Annotated in this window: 19 protein-coding genes; 5 read left to right on the top strand and 14 right to left on the bottom strand. The window is 64.8% G+C overall.

Annotation, left to right across the window (positions count from 1 at the left end):
- Window positions 1-106: 106 nt before the first annotated feature.
- From SM130_RS17695 to SM130_RS17705, 3 genes are all read right to left on the bottom strand, one after another.
- A complete protein-coding gene (locus SM130_RS17695; RefSeq protein ID WP_102824761.1) occupies window positions 107-697 on the bottom strand; it encodes a nucleotidyltransferase family protein in 591 nt (196 codons plus the stop codon).
- Complete coding sequence (locus SM130_RS17700; RefSeq protein ID WP_102824760.1) at window positions 690-1664, bottom strand: XdhC family protein; 975 nt, start codon at window positions 1662-1664, stop codon at window positions 690-692. Before SM130_RS17700 ends, SM130_RS17695 begins: the two co-directional genes overlap by 8 nt.
- A gap of 72 nt (window positions 1665-1736) precedes the next feature.
- Window positions 1737-2303, bottom strand: coding sequence for a DJ-1 family glyoxalase III (locus SM130_RS17705; RefSeq protein WP_102824759.1), 567 nt, complete (start codon window positions 2301-2303; stop codon window positions 1737-1739).
- A gap of 131 nt (window positions 2304-2434) precedes the next feature.
- Here SM130_RS17705 and SM130_RS17710 point away from each other — a divergent pair, with 131 nt between their 5' ends.
- Window positions 2435-3730 carry an NCS2 family permease gene (locus tag SM130_RS17710; protein WP_102824758.1) on the top strand — a complete coding sequence of 432 codons (1296 nt, stop codon included), beginning with the start codon at window positions 2435-2437 and terminating at the stop codon, window positions 3728-3730.
- Window positions 3731-3938: 208 nt separating this feature from the next.
- Window positions 3939-5027: a tRNA (uridine(54)-C5)-methyltransferase TrmA gene (trmA, locus tag SM130_RS17715; protein WP_102824757.1), complete on the top strand. Its 1089-nt coding sequence runs from the start codon at window positions 3939-3941 to the stop codon at window positions 5025-5027.
- 156 nt (window positions 5028-5183) lie between these two features.
- Here trmA and SM130_RS17720 read toward each other — a convergent pair whose 3' ends face one another.
- The 6 genes from SM130_RS17720 to SM130_RS17745 all read right to left on the bottom strand — a co-directional run bounded on the left by SM130_RS17720 (window position 5184) and on the right by SM130_RS17745 (window position 11161).
- A complete protein-coding gene (locus tag SM130_RS17720) occupies window positions 5184-7331 on the bottom strand; it encodes an LTA synthase family protein (protein ID WP_102824756.1) in 2148 nt (715 codons plus the stop codon).
- 12 nt (window positions 7332-7343) lie between these two features.
- The gene (locus SM130_RS17725; RefSeq protein ID WP_102824755.1) at window positions 7344-7742 is read right to left on the bottom strand and encodes a diacylglycerol kinase; all 399 of its coding nucleotides are present in this window, start codon (window positions 7740-7742) and stop codon (window positions 7344-7346) included.
- On the bottom strand, window positions 7732-8451 hold the full coding sequence (locus SM130_RS17730) for a lipopolysaccharide kinase InaA family protein (RefSeq protein WP_102824754.1): 720 nt from the start codon (window positions 8449-8451) through the stop codon (window positions 7732-7734). The genes SM130_RS17725 and SM130_RS17730 overlap by 11 nt, the downstream gene beginning before the upstream one ends.
- A 2-nt stretch (window positions 8452-8453) precedes the next feature.
- Complete coding sequence (locus SM130_RS17735) at window positions 8454-9131, bottom strand: class I SAM-dependent methyltransferase (RefSeq protein ID WP_102824753.1); 678 nt, start codon at window positions 9129-9131, stop codon at window positions 8454-8456.
- Between the two features lie 82 nt (window positions 9132-9213).
- On the bottom strand, window positions 9214-10488 hold the full coding sequence (locus SM130_RS17740; RefSeq protein ID WP_102824752.1) for a sensor histidine kinase: 1275 nt from the start codon (window positions 10486-10488) through the stop codon (window positions 9214-9216).
- Window positions 10478-11161 carry a response regulator transcription factor gene (locus SM130_RS17745; protein WP_102824751.1) on the bottom strand — a complete coding sequence of 228 codons (684 nt, stop codon included), beginning with the start codon at window positions 11159-11161 and terminating at the stop codon, window positions 10478-10480. Before SM130_RS17745 ends, SM130_RS17740 begins: the two co-directional genes overlap by 11 nt.
- Window positions 11162-11270: 109 nt before the next feature.
- Here SM130_RS17745 and SM130_RS17750 point away from each other — a divergent pair, with 109 nt between their 5' ends.
- The gene (locus SM130_RS17750) at window positions 11271-13229 is read left to right on the top strand and encodes an LTA synthase family protein (protein WP_102824750.1); all 1959 of its coding nucleotides are present in this window, start codon (window positions 11271-11273) and stop codon (window positions 13227-13229) included.
- Window positions 13230-13270: 41 nt separating this feature from the next.
- A complete protein-coding gene (locus SM130_RS17755) occupies window positions 13271-14011 on the top strand; it encodes a phosphatase PAP2 family protein (protein WP_102824749.1) in 741 nt (246 codons plus the stop codon).
- Window positions 14012-14080: 69 nt separating this feature from the next.
- On the opposite strand, the gene SM130_RS17760 is transcribed toward SM130_RS17755, so the two are convergent.
- Window positions 14081-14500 carry a hypothetical protein gene (locus tag SM130_RS17760; protein WP_256044921.1) on the bottom strand — a complete coding sequence of 140 codons (420 nt, stop codon included), beginning with the start codon at window positions 14498-14500 and terminating at the stop codon, window positions 14081-14083.
- 273 nt (window positions 14501-14773) lie between these two features.
- On the opposite strand from SM130_RS17760, the gene SM130_RS17765 reads away from it, so the two are divergent.
- A complete protein-coding gene (locus SM130_RS17765) occupies window positions 14774-15325 on the top strand; it encodes a cytochrome b (protein WP_102824748.1) in 552 nt (183 codons plus the stop codon).
- A gap of 55 nt (window positions 15326-15380) precedes the next feature.
- Here SM130_RS17765 and glp read toward each other — a convergent pair whose 3' ends face one another.
- From glp to SM130_RS17785, 4 genes are all read right to left on the bottom strand, one after another.
- On the bottom strand, window positions 15381-16613 hold the full coding sequence (gene glp, locus SM130_RS17770) for a molybdopterin molybdotransferase MoeA (RefSeq protein WP_102824747.1): 1233 nt from the start codon (window positions 16611-16613) through the stop codon (window positions 15381-15383).
- The gene (gene moaB / locus SM130_RS17775; RefSeq protein WP_102824746.1) at window positions 16610-17155 is read right to left on the bottom strand and encodes a molybdenum cofactor biosynthesis protein B; all 546 of its coding nucleotides are present in this window, start codon (window positions 17153-17155) and stop codon (window positions 16610-16612) included. Before moaB ends, glp begins: the two co-directional genes overlap by 4 nt.
- Window positions 17156-17399: 244 nt before the next feature.
- Window positions 17400-18389, bottom strand: a complete 990-nt coding sequence (moaA, locus tag SM130_RS17780) for a GTP 3',8-cyclase MoaA (protein ID WP_102824745.1) — start codon at window positions 18387-18389, stop codon at window positions 17400-17402.
- Window positions 18390-18499: 110 nt separating this feature from the next.
- Window positions 18500-19459, bottom strand: coding sequence for a peptidylprolyl isomerase (locus SM130_RS17785; RefSeq protein WP_102824744.1), 960 nt, complete (start codon window positions 19457-19459; stop codon window positions 18500-18502).
- Window positions 19460-19517: the final 58 nt, after the last annotated feature.

A 19517-nucleotide genomic window follows, 5' to 3' on the forward strand; every position in this document is an offset into this window, starting at 1 on the left:
TTGCTGGCGATGGCGCCCGAACCGTCCCACGTCCAATAAGACACCGCCCCCCGTTCGCCAACGGGCTGGCTTCTACAGAACTGCGGCAGGCGGGATGCATTGAGCATCAGGCTGATCGGCGATCATTCGGGAGGTCGATGTCCTGCAGTACGCCGGGATCATCCACACTCAATTCCAGCAGCGGATGTGCGGCGAACAGCGCTTGGGCGCCGCGATCACCGTCGAGTTGCAGCAGCGCTTCGCGATAGGCGCTGCCGATGCCGCGCGGATGGCCGGCGTGGCCGTGATAGGTCGGTACGACGAGGCTGTCTCCGTGGATCGCCGCCGCGATCTCGCGCAGGGTTCGGGGCTGCACATAGGGCATATCGCCCAGCGCAACCAGCCAGCCGCGCGCTGCCGGTGCGTAGGCAATGGCCTGGGCGAGGCTGTGCCCAAGACCGCGGGTTTCGACCGCCAGCACCTCGCAGCCATCAGCATTGACGCTCAGCCAATCGCGCAAAGGAAGATTGTCTGCATTCGTCACCACTACCAATCGCTCGGCGACACCGTGAAGGTTTGCCAGCGTGGCGGCGAGCACCGGCGGCGAATGCGCCTCGGCCAAGCTGGCAGCCAGCAGCTTGTCCGCTCCTCCGGCAGTGCGATAGCGGCTGCCCTGCCCCGCAGCCAGAACGATGGCGCAGACGCCCGCTTCAGGCACAGCGCTGTGCCGGCAGCGCCTGGCTAATCTGGGCGCCGTTCTTCAGTGCCACCACCTCGGCCATCAGCGACAGCGCGATTTCCGCCGGCGTACGACTACCGATCGGCAGGCCGATGGGGCCGTGCAACCGCTGCACCTGGCGCTCGCCAAGCCCAAGCGAAAGCAGGCGCGCCTTGCGTTTTTCACTGTTGGCCCGCGAGCCCAGCGCACCGACGTAAAAGGCCTCGGACTGCAGCGCCGTGAGCAGCGCCATGTCGTCCAGACGTGGATCGTGGGTCAGCGCGACGATGGCGGTGTGGGCATCCGGTTCGATGGCCAGCACGGCATCATCCGGCATGCCGGAGACGAAGCGCACCGTCGCCGCATCCCAGTCGTGGGCATAACCTTCGCGGGGGTCGCAGATCAGCACTTCGAAGCCGAGGCCGTGAGCCAGGTCGGCAACATAGCGCGACAGCTGGCCGGCGCCGATCATCAGCAAACGCCACGCAGGCCCGAACGGTGCACGTAGGGTGTGGCCATCGAACTGCAACGCAGCGTCGCGGCCGGCGGCTCGCAGGCTGACATTGCCGCTGGCGATATCCACGCAGCGCAGCAGGCGTTCATGGGCGGCGCAACGGCGCAGCAGCTCATCGATCCAGCCGCCATCGCGCAACGGTTCCTGGAGCAGCCGCAGCGTACCGCCGCAAGGCAGACCGAAACGCGCAGATTCTTCCTTGCTCACGCCGTAGGTGATCAGCTGGCAAGCCTGCGGTGGCTGGTCGGCCATGACCCGGGTGAGCAGATCGTCCTCGACGCAGCCGCCGGACACCGAGCCTTCCACCCGACCATCACCGCGCAACGCCAGCAGCGAACCCACCGGACGTGGTGCGCTGCCCCAGGTTTCCAGCACGGTGTAGAGCACCACGGGGTGACCGTCACGCAACCAGTCGCGGGCGCGGCGCAGTACCGCCAGATCGACACTGTCCATCGTTCTCCTCGGATTCAGCCCATTGCTGCCAGGACTCCCGGCAATGCAAGGAGTGACCGATTCGAGGCGAAGTTAGTTCGTCGTTGCCGGCACCAGCATGGCGTCGGCTACTTCGCGGCGCTTGCCGCGGCCGGCGAGACGTTCCACCAGGGTCAGGGCGAATTCCAAAGCGGTTGCCGGGCCCTGGCTGGTGATGCAGTTGCCGTCCACCACCACCGGCTGGTCGAGGAAATGCGTGCCGGTGAGGTTGTCGCTCATGCCCGGATAGCAGGTGACCTGACGGCCTTTGAGCACACCGTAAGGGTGCAGCGCCACCGCCGGCGCGGCGCAGATTGCCGCGTAGTCGAGTCCGGCGCGGGCCTGCTGGCGTACGCGCTCGGCCAATGGCTCCAGCTCGCCGAGGGTCTTCGCGCCAGGCATGCCACCGGGCAATACGATCAGGTCGAAATCCTGCGCCAACACGTCGAGCAGCATCGCATCGGCGGTGATCCGCGTGCCGCGTGCGCAAGTCAGCATGCGCCGCTCTTCGGCACTGGCCACGAGCACTTCGAACTCGGCTCGCCGCAGCACGTCAATCAGGGTGACGGCCTCCAGGTCTTCGGAACCGTCGGCAATCGGAATAAGGACTCGTTTGCTCATGGCGTTCACCTGCTCAATGGAAATTCAACCGTGCTGCCGCCCAGTGTAAGATGCGCGGCTTTTGCGATGACACGCGAATCGCCCGCCAGAGGCGACAGCCCTCACACTGACCGGCACATAGAGGATCGACCATGCTGGAAAAGCTATTTCAACTCAAGGCGCACAACACCACGCTGCGCACCGAGGTCCTGGCCGGTATCACCACCTTCCTGACGATGGCCTACATCCTCTTCGTCAACCCGAGCATCCTCGCCGAAACCGGCATGGATCACGGCGCGGTGTTCGTTGCCACCTGCCTGGCCGCGGCCATCGGCTCGGCGATCATGGGCCTGGTCGCCAACTACCCCATCGCGCTGGCACCCGGCATGGGCCTGAACGCCTTCTTCACCTACACCGTGGTGCTGACCATGGGCTACACCTGGCAGACCGCGCTGGGCGCGGTTTTCCTCTCGGGTGCGATCTTCTTCCTGCTGTCGATTTTCAAGATCCGCGAGTGGATCATCCACAGCATTCCGTTGGCCTTGCGCGCCGGTATTGCCGCGGGCATCGGCCTGTTCCTGGCGATCATCGCGCTGAAGAATGCCGGCATCGTCGTCGACAACCCGGCCACCCTGGTTGGCCTCGGTGATCTGAGCGCCGGCGGCCCGCTGCTGGCCTGCCTGGGCTTCTTCCTGATCGCCGCGCTGGCGTACCGCCAGGTCACCGGAGCGGTGATGATCGGCATTCTGGTGGTCACAGGCCTGTCGATTCTGCTCGGCCTGTCGCAGCTCAACGGCGTGGTCTCGATGCCGCCATCGCTGGTGCCGACCTTCATGCAGCTGGACATCATGGGCGCGCTGGATATCGGCCTGATCAGCGTGATCTTCGCCTTTCTCTTCGTCGACCTGTTCGACACCTCCGGCACCCTGATCGGCGTGGCGCAGAAGGCCAACCTGCTGGACAAGGACGGCAGGATGCCGCGCCTGGGCCGCGCCCTGCTGGCTGACAGCACCGCAACCATGGCCGGCGCCGCACTGGGCACCTCGACCACCACCAGCTACATCGAGTCCGCCGCAGGCACCGCCGCTGGTGGCCGCACCGGTCTGACCGCCTGCGTGGTCGCCCTGCTGTTTCTGCTCAGCCTGTTCTTCGCCCCGCTGGCCGGTGCCGTACCGGCCTATGCCACTGCACCCGCACTGCTGTTCGTTGCCGTACTGATGATGAGCAGCCTGGCCAACATCGACTGGGACGACCTCACCGTTGCAGCGCCGGTGGTGGTTGCCGCGCTGGCCATGCCGCTGACCTTCTCCATCGCCAACGGCATCGCCTTCGGCTTCATCGCCTGGACTGCGATCAAGCTGCTCGCCGGCCGCTGGCGCGAGCTGAGCCCGGCGATGTGGATACTCTCGGCGCTGTTCGTGGTCAAGCTGGGCTGGTTCGCCGGCTGATCGCAACGCAGGGTGGGATGGTGCTTTTCTCATCCACCTTCCGTGCGGCAACGGTGGATGGATGAAGCGTCAGCTGCGCCCCGATCCACCCTACAAATACCGGTCCGCCACATGCGTTAATTCGCGGCAAGGCCGCCCCACGGAGCGAATTGCTGTGGGAGCGGCCGGCGCCGTAAAGCTCCTCAAACCTCTGCACGAAGCCCCTGCCATGCCGCTGCCCAAGATCGACCCCGCCCAATACGACGCCCAACTTGCCGAGAAAACCGCGCGGCTGGTGGAACTGCTGGCGCCGTTCGATGCACCGGCGCCGGAAGTCTTCGACTCGCCCCGTGAGCACTACCGCCTGCGTACCGAATTTCGCCTGTGGCGCGAAGAAGGCCAGCGCCACTACGCGATGTTCGAGCAAGGCGACAAGCACAAGGCGATCCTGATCGACGACTTCCCCATCGCCAGCCGCCGCATCAACGAGCTGATGCCGCAGTTGAAGGCCGCCTGGCAGGCGTCGGAAGTCATGAGCTTCAAGCTGTTCCAGGTGGAATTTCTTACCACCCTGGCCGGCGACGCGCTGATTACCCTCGCCTACCACCGGCCACTGGACGAGGCCTGGCAGGCCGAAGCCGAGCAGCTTGCCGCCCGACTGGGTGTGAGCATCGTCGGCCGCTCCAAGGGCAAGCGCATCGTCATCGGTCGCGATTACGTTGAAGAAGCGCTGGTCGTAGCCGGGCGAACCTTCCGCTATCGCCAGCCGGAAGGCGCCTTCACCCAGCCCAACGGCGAGGTCTGCCAGAAGATGCTGAACTGGGCCTTCGAAGCGCTCGGTGAGCGCGACGACGACCTGCTCGAACTCTACTGCGGCAACGGCAACTTCACCCTGCCACTGGCTACTCGCGTGCGCCGCGTGCTGGCCACCGAGATCAGCAAGACCTCGGTCAACGCCGCGCTCGCCAATATCGCCGACAACGGCATCGACAACATCGCGCTGGTGCGCCTCTCCGCCGAGGAACTGACCCAGGCGCTGAACGAGGTACGGCCGTTCCGCCGCCTGGCCGACATCGACCTGAAGCGCTACGACTTCGGCAGCGTCTTCGTCGACCCGCCGCGTGCCGGCATGGACCCGGACACCTGCGAGCTGACCCGCCGCTTCGAGCGCATCCTCTACATTTCCTGCAACCCGGAAACCCTCGCGCAGAACATCGCCCAGCTGGCCGACACCCACCGCATCGAGCGCTGCGCGCTGTTCGACCAGTTTCCCTACACCCACCACATGGAATCCGGGGTGCTGCTGGTTCGCAGGTAACCGTCAGCGCCCTACCAGCGTTCATCACCGTAAACGCCGACGGGTTACAGAATTGCCGACGAGCTGATCTGGAGGCGATCCACGCCAACGACTCGTCGCAGCTGCAGGCCTTCGATCGCGATATCGTTGCGCAGCGCGACAAGCTGCTACAGGCCGCTAACCCTCACTGGCCTTGACCTGCCGACGCGGTGGCACCTTGGCCGGGTCGGCCGCGACGGTCACCGGCACGCTGTCGCGCTCACGATCGCCACCGGTGTCAGACAGCAGGCTGTCGGTGGCGGTTTGCAGATAGGCTTCGAGCTGGCTGCGCATGTCGGACTCGACTGTACCGATCTCGATGCGTTCGGCCTGTGGCTGTGCCCCGAGGCGATAGCTGTAGAGTTTCGGCTTGAGGCCCTTGGGCTGCACAAGAATCTTGTCGCCACGGATCATCGCCACCGTCTGGTCACTGCCCGAGGGTTTGATGATGCCGAAGCCCGGATCACCTGCATCGAGCGCCAGCAGGTCACGGCCCCAGCATTGGTGACGTACGGTGCCACCCAGGCGGCCGAGAATGGTCGGCACCATGTCTACCTGGGTGCCGGCCACGTCGCGGCGGCTGCCGAACTTCTCGGTGATGCCCGGCGCAATTAGCAGCATCGGTACGTGGAAGCGGAACAGATCCATCTCGGTCAGCTGTTCGCGCGCACCGAAGCCGTGGTCGCCGAGCACGACGAAAAGCGTCTCGTCGTACCAGGGCTGCTTACGTGCCTTTTCGAAGAACTGGCCCAGCGCCCAGTCGGAGTAACGCATGGCAGTGAGGTGTTGATCCATTGAGCCATGGCCCTGCACCGGCTCCACCGGTAGCTGTTCGGGCAGTGCATAAGGGGTGTGGTTGGACAGGGTCTGCAGCAGTGCGTAGAACGGCTCGCCGCTGTTCAGCTGGTTCAGCTCGACCACAGCCCGATCGAACATGTCCTGATCGGAGACGCCCCAGGTCGGATCGGCCACCACCGGGTCGACATAGTCGTTGCGCCCAACGAAGCGGGTCATGCCCTGGTTGCCGAAGAACCCGGCCTGGTTGTCCCAGGCGAAGTCGCCGTTATAGACATACAGGTCATTGAACGCGCGCTTGCCGAGCAGCTGCGGCAGGCCGGAGAAACGGTGCCCGCCCTCGGGCGACTGCATCAGGTATTCGAAGCCCGGCAGGTTGGGAAAGCAGGCCATGCTGGCAAACATGCCCTGATGGGTATGGGTGCCATTGGCGAAAAACCGGCTGAACAGCAAGCCGTCCCTGGCCAGGCTATCGAAATACGGCGTGATGCCGTCACTGCTGCCCAGCGCACCGACGTAACGCCCGGCGAAGCTTTCCATGAGGATCACCACCACGTTACGCACCGGCAGCGTGCCGTCGGCCGAAGTTCTGTAATCCCGCCGCACCGCAGCCAGATCGGCATCGACCAGCTGGTCCTTGCCGGTCAGCAACAGCTTGCGGGTGATCGCGCGCGCCTGATCATCCGTCTGGGTAGCCTTCCAGACGTTTTCACGATGGCTCGAAAGCCGGTTCTTGGCTGCGTCATAGAGTGTCAGCGAGCCGTTCAGGCCGAGCTGGTTGGCAAACATCGAGTCGGTCGTAAAGGCATCGCCCCAACGAAGGGGCGGCCCCTGGCGCAGGGTGCCGCGCGCAGCGACCACGGAAACCAGCACCAGCAGGAGCAGTACCGTCGCCCGGCTCGCCCAACCGGCGGTCGCGCGGTGGCCGGTGCCTTGCGACGTGGCGATGGCGGTCCGGGTCAGCCGCTCCAGTCGCACGAACAGGACGAACATCAGCAGACTCAGCACGCCCCAGGCTGCGAGCAGCTGCAACACCGGAAAACCGTGCCAGAGCATGCTCATCACGGTGGTCGGGTCTTCTTGCAGATACTGGAAGACCAGGCTGTTGAGTCGCTGATGAAACTCGCGGTAGAAGTTCAGCTCCACCAGCCCGACCAGGATCGCCAGACTGGCACAGCTGCCCAGCCAGTAGCTGAACGCCCGCCGCGCCGCCATCAAGCGCAGGCTGAGCGCCGCCAGCAGCAGCGGCAGCATGATGAAGACTATCGCGCGCAGGTCGAACCGGGCGCCATTGACGAATGCCTCGAGCAGATCGGCGCTCGACGCCGAGCCGATCAACTCCTGATTGAACAACAACAGGCCCAGCCGCAGCAGGGCAAACATCGCCAGCAGGGCCAGCACAGCGGCGACAGTGAAACGTAGGTGTGCAGCCAGAACGGAGGAGCCGGGCAGCGGGCGCTCTCGACCGTGGCGTCGCAGAAACAAGGGCATAGGTAGGTCCCTTCAGGGGATCAGGATTACCGCCCAGACCAGACCGATCAGGCAAAGCGCCAGCAATTGCGCGGCGCTGCCCATGTCCTTGGCCTGTTTGGATAGCGGATGCAGCTCGAACGAAATACGGTCGACCGTCGCCTCGATAGCCGAATTGAGCAGCTCGACGATCAACGCGACAAACACCACGGCGACCAGCACGGCACGCTCGACACGGCTGACATCGAGCAGCAACGCCAGCGGAATCAGCAAGAGGCTCAGCCACACCAGCTGGCGGAAGGCCGCTTCGCCCGCATAAGCAGCCCGCAGGCCAGCCAGCGAGTAGCCGCAGGCATGCCAGATACGCGCCAGACCGCTACGGCCCTTGAGGGCAGCGCTATCGGTCACTATCCCGGTCGGCTCAGATGACATCGCAACGCACCTCATTGAATCGATAATGAGCGGCCATCAGCCGCTGCCAGTCCTGCTCGGACATCGCTTGCCCATGGCGCTTGAGCTGTCGCAGGTCGTGCCGTGCCGCAGCGCTGCGACGCAGCCGGCGGCGACTTTTTTCCAGGTCGAGCAGCGCGACCTCGACCCAGGCCGTATCGCCTTCGCCATGAACGCTGAGGAAGATGTGCTTGGGGTAGCAGCAGCCATGCTGCCAACGCGCCTGGTGGATGCGCCCAAGGGTGATGCCCACGGCGTCGAGCATACGTTCCTGGACTGCACGGCCGTAGTACTCGGCCATGCCTTCGCCGTACCAATCCTCAAGGCTGACGAAGCCTTTCAGCTCCGCGGTCACCAGCAGCGCCTGCCACTGACCGGCCTGCTGTCGGGTGCCGCAGTAAACCAGTTCCGGCACCCGTACGCCAAGTTCGCCGATCGCCTGGAGCGCGTGACGCTCGCGCAGTGCAGTAGGTCGGCCGAACGGATGCAACAGCGTGCGGTACAAATGGCCGGTCTGGCGTTTGCAATACAACAGCGGCGGATGCGTACCATGCAACCGTATGCGTTGCACGCCGCTTTCCCCATCTCGCCGCTGGTTGGGCTCTTCGACCCACTCACCCTGGGTATCCCACCAGCGCTGGAACGTGCTGGTGGACGCCTCGTGGGCTGGTAATACAAGTGATTGGCTCATCCTCAACCCCTCTTGCGCAGCACGTACACGCGCCACATGGCGTAGCCCGGGAGGAAGTCATTGCGGTCGAGAATGTCGAAGCCGGCCTCGGCGAACTCGGCCTCGATGACCGGGCGGGCGACGACGAAGCGGTTCTGGTTGTCCTTGGCCGGCCGGCGGCGCTCCAGGCGTTTGCGCTTCCAGGCCTTGTAGTTGCCATCAACCCAGAGGGAGACGATCAGCGTGTCGCGGCTGACGCGATGGAACTCACGCAGCATCGCCAGGCGGTGCGCCGGATCGGCGACGTGGTGCAGCAGACGCATGCAGAAGATGCTGTCCACCGCGTTGTCGCCCATGTCGATGGCGAAGGCCGAGGTCTGGAAGGTTTCCACCCGTTTGACTACATCCAGCGGCTGCGCCGCCTCGGCGATTGCCAGCATGTCAGCGGAGTTGTCCGCGGCAAAGATCATCCGGCTCGGGTGTTCGGCCAGCAGCGGCCAGAAACGTCCGGCACCACAGGGCAGATCAAGGACCAGATCGGGATCGCCGGCAGTCTTCAGCGCGCGACGAGCCATCTGCTCGTCACGCCAGTGCGAGAGGCGCCGGGCCAGCCCATCCTGGTGTTTATGCAAATATTCGTAAGCGTGCTGGCGGTCGTACTTGCGCGAGAACTCCAGTTCGACAGGACTCGATGACGTCATGGCAGGCATTCCAAATGGCTAACGAGACATCACGCTAGCGGGACGCGCATCAAGGCCCTGTCAAAACAATGTGAAAAAAACGTCAAATGCCATCCCCGCTCAGGCGCACCTGGAAGCAACTGCCCTGCGGTGCGCGAGGGGTTACGCCCACTGCCCATCCCTGATGCGCGCAGATACGCTTGACCAGCGACAGCCCGAGCCCCAGCCCTTCGCCGCGGCTCTCGGCACCCCGTACGAATGACTGGAACATGCGCTCCTGCTGCTCTACCGGGATGCCCATGCCGGTATCTTCGACACAAAAACCGTCGCGTTCGAGGACCAGCCGCACCGAGCCGCTGTCGGTGTAATGCAGGGCATTGCGCAACAGGTTGGACATCACCGAGCCGAGCAGCGTGAGGTTGTACTCGCCGCCGTGATCGCCTTCGTTGACCACGCTGAACGCCAGCCCTTTCTCACGAAACAGCGGCGCCCAGCGCTCGGCCTGCTCCTGCGCCACGCTGCGCAGGCTGGCGGTGCCGGCAAAGGCGGTCTGTTCCGGTCGCGCCCGCGCCAGCATCAGGAACGTCTGCACCAGCTCGTGCATTTCCTGGGCGGCACGCTCGATGCGTTGTGCCTGCGTGCGCGATTTTTCCGGTAGCTCGGTCTGACCGAGCAGTTCGCAGGCACCGAGAATGACCATCAGCGGGGTACGCAGCTCATGGCTGACGTCGCTGGTGAACAGCCGCTCGCGATCCAGGCTCTGGCGCAGCTGGCCTAGCGTGCTGTCGAAGGCCGCCGCCAGGTGGCCAACTTCGTCATCCGGGTACTGCAACGCCAGTGGCGGCGCCGCCGGGTGCAATTGATCACGATGGCGAACCTGCTGCGCCAGCCGGGACACCGGTGCCATGACTTTCTTGGCCATCAGCCAGCCAAGTGCCCAGGCGCCGACGATGCTCAGCAGGAATCCGGCCAGTACCACCATGAACAAGGCTTCCTCACGTGCCTCGAATTCATGCTGCTCCTCCACCAGCAGGTATTTGGCACCGTCCACTTCACGCTGATAGACGTAGTAGGCATCGTCGTTGCGGACCACCTCGGTGAACCCATCGGCGAGTCCCCGAAAGGCCTCGGGTATCGGATAGCCGGGCAGGTTCGAGGCAAAGAAGCGGGTCGCGGCGTCGAGCCGCGGCGCATCCCCGTGCACCATGACGTCATTGAACACGCTATCCAGTTCGCGCCCCAGCTCCTGGGTCACCAGGTGCTCCTCGATGAAATGCACGACCGCGACGATACCGAGCGAAAACGTACCGCTGACCACCAGCGTCATCAGCGTGAAGGCAATGACGATGCGCCGGGCGAACGGTTGCTTAGCCAGCATGTTCGCTCTCCGCGAGGCGAAAACCGACGCCATGCACGGTGTGCAGCAGCGCGGTCGCGAAGGGCTTGTCGAGCACCTGACGCAGCTGGTGGATATGGCTGCGCAAGCTGTCGCTATCGGGAACGTCGTTGCCCCATAGCGCCTCCTCCAATTGCTCGCGGCGTACCACCGCCGGGCTCCTCTGCATGAGGATCGCCAGCAGCTTGTGGCCGATGGGGTTCAACCGCAGCGGCTGCCCGGCGCGACTGGCCTGCAGGGTGTCGAGGTCATATTGCAGGTCACCGACCTGCAGCTTGTTCTTGCGCGAACCCTGACTGCGCCGCAGCACGGCCTCGATACGTGCCACCAGCTCGGACAGCGCGAACGGCTTGACCAAGTAGTCGTCGGCGCCTGCGCCAAGCCCCTGCAGCCGGTCATCAAGCGCATCGCGAGCGGTGAGCATGATGATCGGGGTGTCGCGCCCGGCATCCTCACGCAGCCGCTTGCACACCTGCAGTCCGTCGATCCCAGGCAGCATGATGTCCAGCACGATCAGGTCGTAACGCTCGGTGGCGGCCAGATGCAGGCCGCTGAGGCCATCTTGGGCGCAATCCACCACGTAGCCCTTGAGTTCGAGGTAATCCAGCACATTGGCCAGGATGTCGCGATTGTCTTCGATGACGAGGATGCGCATATCGGTTCGCTAGCAGGGCAAATGACGGAATTTTCACGCCTTCTTTACGAAGGGCTCACAGGTGGGTGCGCAGACTTCAGCGCGTTCAAACCCACCCGCGGATCATACGATGACACTCCTTCGCCATGCTCAACTTCGTTATCTGTCGCTGCTTGCCGGCCTCTGGTTCGGCGTTTTTCTGATCACCCGCGGCGCCTTGCTGTTTGCCCACTGGCAGGATGCAGCTGCCAGCCCGGGCGGGCTATTACGTGTGTTTGGCATCGGTACGATTTACGACCTGACTTTCCTGGCCTTCGCCACATTGCCCCTCGGCTGCTACCTCATGCTGTGTCCGCAGCGGCTCTGGGCGAATCGCTGGCATCAGCGCGGGCTCACCCTGCTGCTGGCCCTGAGTCTCTACGCCATGCTGTTCACCGGGCTCGCCGAATGGCTGTTCTGGGACGAGTTCGGCGTGCGCTTCAATTTCATCGCGGTCGACTACCTGGTCTATTCCGACGAGGTGCTGAACAACATCCTTGAGTCATATCCCGTCTATTCGCTGCTGGCACTGCTGGTGCTGGTCACGTTGCTGGCCACCGCGGTGCTACAGGGGCCGATCAGGCGTGCGCTGGGCGCGCCGAGTCTGCCCTGGCGAGGCCGCGCCACGGTGCTGGCCGGCCTGCTGGTCGTTGCGACAGCAAGCGCGCTGATCGTTGGCCAGGACTTCCCGCGCGGCAACGGCGGCAACGCCTATCAACGCGAACTGGCGAGCAACGGTCCGTTCCAGTTCTTCGCCGCTTTTCGCAACAACGAGCTGGACTACGAACAGTTCTACGCCACGCTGCCCGAGCGCGATGCTGCCGAAGGCCTGCGCGCGGAAGTCGCTGAACCCAACGCACGCTTTATCGGCCAGGACCCGCAGGACATTCGCCGGGTAATCGACAACCCCGGCCGGCAGCGCAACCTCAACGTCGTGCTGATCACCGTGGAAAGCCTCAGCGCCAAATACCTGGGCAGCTTCGGCGACACCCGCGGGCTGACCCCCAACCTCGATCAGCTGCGCCAGCAGAGCCTGTTCTTCAATAACTTCTACGCCACCGGCACTCGTACCGACCGGGGCCTGGAAGCCATCACCCTGTCCGTACCGCCGACGCCCGGCCGCTCGATCGTCAAGCGCGTCGACCGCGAGAGCGGCTTCGCCAGCCTCGGCCAGCAGTTACGTGCGCAAGGCTACGACAGCGTGTTTCTCTATGGCGGGCGCGGCTACTTCGACAACATGAGTGCCTTCTTCAGCGGCAACGGCTACCGGGTGGTCGACCAGAGCAGCGTCGACGAGGCGGACATGCACTTCAAGAACGCCTGGGGCATGGCTGACGAGGACCTCTATCATCTGGCGATCCGCGAGGCAGATGCGGACTACGCCGTCGGCAAGCCGTTCCTCCTGCAATTGATGACCACATCCAATCATCGCCCCTACACCTACCCGGACGGGCGTATCGACATTCCTTCCGGCAAAGGTCGCGAGGGCGCGGTGAAATACACCGATGCCACCATTGGCGAGTTCCTGCATAACGCGCGGAGCAAGCCGTGGTTCGCCAATACGCTGTTTGTCATCGTCGCCGACCACACCGCTGGCAGCGCCGGCTCGCAGGACCTGCCGGTGGCCAACTATCACATCCCGCTGTTCATCTACGCCCCGAACCTGATCGAGCCGCGCGAGATGAACCTGGTGGCCAGCCAGATCGACATTGCCCCGACCCTGCTAGGTCTGCTCAACCTGGACTATGTCTCGACCTTCTTCGGCCGCAACCTGCTGCGCGACGACGTCCAGCCTGGGCGCGCACTGATCGGCAACTACCAGCACCTCGGCCTGTTCGACGGCAAGGACCTGGCGATTCTCAGCCCCCGTCGCGGCATCCGCCGTCACGATGACGCGCTGCAGGCCAGCCGCGAAGCCAGCGCTGGCATCGATGACCCGCTGGTGCGGCGCGATATCGCCTATTACCAGGGCGCCAGCTACGACTACGGCCACGCCCTGCTGAGCTGGAAGAGTCCGTCCTCAAGCGCCACCCAACTCAGCCAGCGCTGAACCTGCCGGCGCCGTTCGCGGCGCCTCTGGAGCATGCAACGATGAACCCGCCGAATCAGATTTCCCGCAGTCGACCGTTCAACTTCACCCTCGGCTTCGGCCTGCCCGCCCTGCTGATGGCAGCGCTGCTGTTTGGCGACCCGAGCAACCTCGACTTCGCCCTGTCGCGGCAGTTCTACGAGCCGGGAATCGGCTTTGTCGGGCGCCACAGCTGGCTACTCGAAGACTTTCTGCATGATCGGGTCAAGCAACTGGTTATCGTCATTGGCCTGCTCGCCATTGGCGGCTTCCTGCTCAGCCTGCTGCCGACACGGCTGGCGCCCTGGCGACGTTCGCTGGGCTATCTGGTGCTTGCGCTGGGCCTGTCGACCGCCATCGTCACGCCACTGAAGACGCTTACCGGCGTCCACTGCCCGTGGAGCCTTACCGATTTTGGCGGCAGCGAAACCTTCACGCCACTGCTGGCCGAGCGTGCGCCAACGCTAAAACCCGGGCGCTGCTGGCCGGGCGGGCATGCCTCGGCAGGCTTTTCATTACTGGCGCTGTTCTTCGTGCTACGTGATCGGCGGCCGCGTGCTGCGCGGTATGCGCTGGCCGTGGCGCTGGGCTTGGGCGCGGTGATGTCGCTGGGCCGGGTGATGCAGGGAGCGCATTTCGTCTCGCACAATCTGTGGACGCTGCTGTTCGACTGGACGATCTGCCTGGCCTGCTATCGGCTTGTGCTGTATCGACCGGCCGTTGTGCTGCAGTCGGTGCCGGCGACGCCCGAGCCGGCACGCTAGCACCATTCGACAGCGGCGCACGGACCAGTGGCCGTGCGCCGTTTCTTGTGGATATTCGGCAGCAGGCGGTCAACGACGAAAGGCTTGCGCCTTGGCCTGATCGACATGATGGCGCCAGTCGCGGTCGCGCTGGCGCTCCAGCGCACTGCCCTGCCATGTCGCAAGCCCGCTGCTGGCCTGCTGCATCGCCTGGCACTGGCGATAGCCATCGTCCCAGCCTTCGGCGTACAGCGGTTGCGCCATATAGCGCGGCACGTCCTTGCGGAACTGCACCAGTGCACCGCCAGCCTGTCGGCCACTGCCACAACCTGCCCGAAAGCCCTCGGCGTATTCCGGCGGATAGTCATCGTCCAGCAGTTGCCCCGGTGCTCTCTGGCAACCGCTCATGGCAAATGCGGCAAGCATCACCGCCAACAAGGCGCGACGGCGGCGAAACGACTCGACGCGTCGGCAGGCCGCGCGACGCAAAGACAGCGAGCAATAGGACATAGAGCACCTAGCGAAGTGAACAACGGCCGCCACCACAAGCGCAGGCAGCGGGTCTCGATGGTCAGTTTGCGCATTGCAGCGTCGGCGTTTCGTCAAACCACCGTGAACGAAACGTGAATCTCTGCGAAGCCGATGGCGCCTAGCGCTGGCCACAGGATGGAGGAAGTCCCAAATTAACGCGACAGCCTGCCGCAGGCGCAGCGGCTTGCCGCTAAGGTTCGCTTAAGCTTGGCGTCCTAGACTGCCGACATTTCCATACAAGGAGTAAGTGAAATGACCGCATCCAACCCGTTGTTACGCTATGGACGCCTGAGCATCGCCTTGCATTGGTTGATGCTGCTGTTGATCGCGGCGGTTTACGCGACCATCGAACTCAAGGGCAATTTCCCCAAGGGCAGCGAGCCGCGCGAGCTGCTCAAGCACTGGCACTTCATGCTCGGCCTGAGCGTTTTCGCGCTGGTCTGGCTGCGTCTGCTGGCGCGCTGGCTGCACCCGGCGCCGAAGGCAGTCGCCGGCGCTGGCTGGGAACGGGCGCTGGCCAAGCTGATGCACCTGGCGCTGTACGGCCTGATGATCGGCCTGCCACTGCTCGGCTGGCTGACGCTGAGCGCCGCGGACAAGCCGATTCCCTTCTTCGGCTTCGAGCTGCCGACGCTGATCGGCGCAAACAAGGATCTCGCCGGCCAGTTCAAGGAGCTGCATGAAACGCTGGCGGTGGCTGGTTATTGGCTGATCGGCCTGCATGCGGTGGCCGCACTGTTCCACGAATACGTGCGCCGCGACGGCACCCTGCAGCGCATGCTGCCGCGCCACCGTCAGGCCTGAAGCGCAGACGCGAAAACGCCCGGTCGACTGATCATCGACCGGGCGTTTTCGTGTCTCAGCCGAGCAGTTCGCTGAACGGCAGGTATTGCACCAGCTCGCCTTCGGCGAGGGTGCGCTGGCATTCGACGATGGCCAGACCGTCGGCCCAGGTCGCGGAGGTCAGCATGGCCGAACCCTGGCGTGGGAACAGACGCACCTCGAGACGGCCATCGACCGCTTCGAGGCGCGCGCGCAGGAACTGCTGGCGGACATTGGCCTTGCGCCAGGCGAAACCGGCAGGCAGGCGCAGCGGCGTGACCTCGACCTGCGTGCAGCCTTGGGCGCGCAGCAGGAACGGCCGCGCCACCACCAGCGAGGTGACCAGTGCCGCCGCCGGGTTGCCGGGCAGGCCGATCCAGGGCGTGCCGTTGATCTCGCCGAAGGCAAGGGGTTTGCCCGGCTGAATTGCCAGACGCCACAGGTGCAGCTCGCCCAATTCGCGGATCGCCTGCTTGAGATGATCCTCTTCACCCACCGAAACACCACCCGAGGTGATGATCAGGTCGAAGCGGCTCGCTGCATCGGCCAGCGCGTCGCGGCTGGCGCCGAGGTCGTCGATCAGAATCGGATAGTCGTGCACCTCGCAGCCGAGGCTCTGCAGCACGCCGAGCAGGCTGTAACGGTTGGAGTTGTAGATCTGCCCGGCGCCCAGCGGCTCGCCTGGCTCGCGTAGCTCGTTGCCGCTGGACAGCAGCGCCACGCGCAGACGCCGGTAGACCTTCACCCGCGCCACGCCGAAGGTCGCCAGCAGGCCGAGTTCCTGCGGGCGCAGACGCTTGCCGGCGTCAATCAGACGCTCGCCTGCGGCGGTTTCCTCGCCCAGGCAACGTACGTTGTCACCGACCTTTACCGCCGGCAGCCAGATGCGATCGCCTTCGACGCGGCAGTTTTCCTGGGCGACCACGGCATCTGCGCCCGGCGGCAACGGCGCGCCGGTGAAGATGCGCACCGCATGCCCGGCCGGCAGCTGCTGACTGGCGTCATCACCTGCGGCGATGCGTCCGGCCAGCGGCAGTGCGCCGCCCTCGGCCGGCAGATCGGCCGCGCGCAGGGCGTAGCCGTCCATCGCGCTGTTGTCCCAGGGCGGCACCGGAAAGCTCGCATCCAGCGGCTCGGCGAGCACGCGGCCGAGGGCATCGCGCAGCGCGACCTCTTCCACCGCGGGCGGCGCCGGCACCCGCGCCAGCAGTTCGGCGATGGCCTCGTCGACCGGCTTCAGCCCGCCGGTATCGCAGCCACAGGCGCTCATGAGCGCGGCCCGCAATAATCGACCCCGGACGCTTTGAGGTGCGGCACGAAGTTGCAGGGCTTGGTGCGGCTGTCCAGCTGCTCGACGAGGATCTTGTTCCAGGCGGTGCGGCAGGCGTTGGTCGAGCCCGGCAGGCAGCAGACCAGGGTGCCGTTGCTCATGCCGGCCAGCGCGCGCGACTGCACGGTGGAGGTGCCGATTTCGCCCAGCGAAACGTAGCGGAACAGTTCACCGAAGCCGTCGACGTCTTTGTCCAGCAGCGGCTGTACCGCCTGTGGAGTGTTGTCGCGGGCGGTGAAACCGGTGCCGCCGGTGATCAGCACCACCTGCACGTTCTCGCTGGCGATCCAGCTGCAGACACGGGCGCGGATCTGCCAGATGTCGTCCTTGACGATGGCCCGCTCGGCCAGGCTATGGCCCACGCTCTGCAGGCCGTCGATCAGCGCCTGGCCGGAAGTATCGGAATCGATGTTGCGGGTGTCGCTCACCGTGAGCACCGCAATGCTCAGGGGCTGGAATTCGCTGTTGGACAGGTGAGCCATGGCTCGAAACTCCCTTGAAGATGTGTGCGCAGGCTGCACCGGTGCCGTGCGCGAACCCATTCCCCATTGGAGGTATGTCCGCGCGGCGCGGGTGCCGTGAGGTCTGACAACGCTGCAGGCGATTGCAAGCCCTGGTTCTGCGACAAGGCCCGGCTGCGGCAGCTGGGCATGTGGGTCAAACCGGCAATGCCGGTCGATGGTAGCGAATTAAGCGGTCGACTCGTAGCCCGTGCCGGCGCCCGCCTCAACCGCCACTGGCATTCATGAAGCGCAATACCTGGACCTCGCCGCTGCTGGAGAATTCATGGCGCAGCGGTTTGCGCTGCAGCGCAGCGTGGATGGCGTCGATCACCGGCTGGTCGCTGGTTGGGTGGCGACGCAGCAGCGCGCGCAGGTCGATGGAGTTCTCGTGGCCCAGGCACAGCAGCAGGCGCCCTTCGACCGTCAGCCGCACGCGGTTGCAGGTAGCGCAAAAGTTGTGGGAATGCGGCGAGATAAAACCGATGCGCGTCTGCGGATGGTCCGCCAGGCGCACGTAGCGCGCCGGCCCGCCGCTCTGCTCGGCGGAATCGATCAATGCATGGCGTTCGGCGATCAGCGCACGTACTTCGTCGCTGGAGCAGAAGCTCTCACCGCGCGAACGACCGACGTCGCCCAACGGCATTTCCTCGATGAAGCCCAGGTCCAGCCCGCCGGCAATGGCGAAATCCACCAGGTCGGCAACTTCCTCGGCATTGCGACCTTTCATCACCACGGCGTTGAGCTTGATCCGCTCGAAGCCGGCGTCCCGTGCCGCGTCGATGCCGTCGAGCACCTGTTGCAGCTGACCGGTGCGGGTGATGGCGTGAAACTTGTCGGCGTCCAGGCTATCGAGGCTGATGTTCAGCCGCTTGACCCCGGCCCGCGCCAGCGGTGCGGCAAGCTTGACCAGCTGCGAGCCGTTGGTGGTCATCACCAGTTCGCGCAGGCCCGGCAATGCGGCAATGCGCTCGCAGAGACCGACGATGCCCTGGCGTACCAGCGGCTCGCCGCCGGTGAGGCGAATCTTCTTCACCCCGAGGCCGACGAAAATGCGCGCGATGCGCTCCAACTCCTCCAGACCGAGCACCTGCTGGCGCGGCAGGAAGGTCATGTCCTCGGCCATGCAGTAGACGCAGCGGAAGTCGCAGCGGTCGGTCACCGACATGCGCAGGTAGTCGATCTGGCGGTTGTGGGCATCGCGTAGTTGAGTCATCGATAACACCTCTGAAGCTTCGTAGGGTGGATGACACTTTTTTCATCCACCATGGCCCTGCCCGGTGGATGGGTGAAGCGTCATCCACCCGACGTAGAGCCAAGCCGCCGTTATTGCATCAGCGGCGTTTCCGCGCCCTGCATAAGGATGCCTTCGATGTTCGCCGCACCCACCAGATTCTGCAGGTACTGGCTGACGCCGATCTGCCAGACACGCTGGTTGAGCTCGGCGCGAATCGAGCCGGCCACCACCTCGTAGGGCAGCTGCTCGCCTTCGATGCGCTGATCGACGAACACCAAGTGATAGCCGTAGCGGCTTTCCAGCGGTTGCTGGCACAGGCCTACCGGCAGACGGAACAGCTGGCGTTCGAACTCCGGCACCGTCTGGCCCTTGCTGATCTGCCCCAGCGCACCGCCCTGCTCTTTCGAGGGGCAGGCCGAATGCTGCAGAGCCAGTTCGGCGAAGCATTGCGGCGCGGCCTGCAGCTGTGCAATCAGCGCCAGTCCCTGCTCGCGAGCCAGGCTGCGCTCTTCGGCGTCATCCGCCGGACATGCCAGCAGAATGTGCCGCGCGGCCAGCAACGGCGCGCTGAAAAAGCGCTGCTGATTGCCGCTGTAGTACTGCCGACAGGCAGCCTCATCGGCCAGCGGCAGCGGTACTTCCTGCTCGATCAGCGTGCGGGTGGCCGCCTCTTCCTCGCTTTCGCCGGCCTCGGCACGCACCACGAGGCCCAGTTCGCCGATGCGCTGTTGCAGCAGCTCGCGCAGCACCAGCGCCTGGGTCGCCAGGTAGACGGCCTCTTCGCGGCTTTCCGCGGGGTGGTACTGCAATTCCTGGGCGATGGCCTGGGAGGCAATAGCCACACCATTGACCCGCACCCGTGGCCATTCCTGCTCGCTGCTGGCGATCAGCAGCGGCTCACCGGATGTCTGCTCGGCAGCCGGCTCGTTGTCTTCCTCGTGCGGCAGCTCCTCGAACAGAGGGGCATCAGCCGGGATATCGATTTCCGGACGCGCGCCGCCACCGCAGCCGCCGCTTCCACCTGTGCTACCACCGCATCCACAACCCATGATGATTACCTCGATAAGACGCTTGAACCTTCGATCCGATCGGCCAGGACGGCTGACG

This window comes from Stutzerimonas stutzeri, from assembly GCF_038561965.1.
Classification (GTDB): domain Bacteria; phylum Pseudomonadota; class Gammaproteobacteria; order Pseudomonadales; family Pseudomonadaceae; genus Stutzerimonas; species Stutzerimonas stutzeri_AA.

What these genes read in the sequence shown, in the direction of transcription:
- trmA (WP_102824757.1), top strand. Translation starts at nt 3,939, where the DNA reads ATGCCGCTGCCCAAGATCGACCCCGCCCAATACGACGCCCAACTTGCC.
- moaA (WP_102824745.1), bottom strand. Translation starts at nt 18,389, where the DNA reads ATGACTCAACTACGCGATGCCCACAACCGCCAGATCGACTACCTGCGC.
- SM130_RS17745 (WP_102824751.1), bottom strand. Translation starts at nt 11,161, where the DNA reads ATGCGCATCCTCGTCATCGAAGACAATCGCGACATCCTGGCCAATGTG.
- SM130_RS17705 (WP_102824759.1), bottom strand. Translation starts at nt 2,303, where the DNA reads ATGAGCAAACGAGTCCTTATTCCGATTGCCGACGGTTCCGAAGACCTG.
- SM130_RS17740 (WP_102824752.1), bottom strand. Translation starts at nt 10,488, where the DNA reads ATGCTGGCTAAGCAACCGTTCGCCCGGCGCATCGTCATTGCCTTCACG.
- SM130_RS17730 (WP_102824754.1), bottom strand. Translation starts at nt 8,451, where the DNA reads ATGAGCCAATCACTTGTATTACCAGCCCACGAGGCGTCCACCAGCACG.
- SM130_RS17720 (WP_102824756.1), bottom strand. Translation starts at nt 7,331, where the DNA reads ATGCCCTTGTTTCTGCGACGCCACGGTCGAGAGCGCCCGCTGCCCGGC.
- moaB (WP_102824746.1), bottom strand. Translation starts at nt 17,155, where the DNA reads ATGGCTCACCTGTCCAACAGCGAATTCCAGCCCCTGAGCATTGCGGTG.
- glp (WP_102824747.1), bottom strand. Translation starts at nt 16,613, where the DNA reads ATGAGCGCCTGTGGCTGCGATACCGGCGGGCTGAAGCCGGTCGACGAG.
- SM130_RS17725 (WP_102824755.1), bottom strand. Translation starts at nt 7,742, where the DNA reads ATGTCATCTGAGCCGACCGGGATAGTGACCGATAGCGCTGCCCTCAAG.
- SM130_RS17700 (WP_102824760.1), bottom strand. Translation starts at nt 1,664, where the DNA reads ATGGACAGTGTCGATCTGGCGGTACTGCGCCGCGCCCGCGACTGGTTG.
- SM130_RS17765 (WP_102824748.1), top strand. Translation starts at nt 14,774, where the DNA reads ATGACCGCATCCAACCCGTTGTTACGCTATGGACGCCTGAGCATCGCC.
- SM130_RS17710 (WP_102824758.1), top strand. Translation starts at nt 2,435, where the DNA reads ATGCTGGAAAAGCTATTTCAACTCAAGGCGCACAACACCACGCTGCGC.
- SM130_RS17785 (WP_102824744.1), bottom strand. Translation starts at nt 19,459, where the DNA reads ATGGGTTGTGGATGCGGTGGTAGCACAGGTGGAAGCGGCGGCTGCGGT.
- SM130_RS17735 (WP_102824753.1), bottom strand. Translation starts at nt 9,131, where the DNA reads ATGACGTCATCGAGTCCTGTCGAACTGGAGTTCTCGCGCAAGTACGAC.
- SM130_RS17750 (WP_102824750.1), top strand. Translation starts at nt 11,271, where the DNA reads ATGACACTCCTTCGCCATGCTCAACTTCGTTATCTGTCGCTGCTTGCC.
- SM130_RS17755 (WP_102824749.1), top strand. Translation starts at nt 13,271, where the DNA reads ATGAACCCGCCGAATCAGATTTCCCGCAGTCGACCGTTCAACTTCACC.
- SM130_RS17760 (WP_256044921.1), bottom strand. Translation starts at nt 14,500, where the DNA reads ATGTCCTATTGCTCGCTGTCTTTGCGTCGCGCGGCCTGCCGACGCGTC.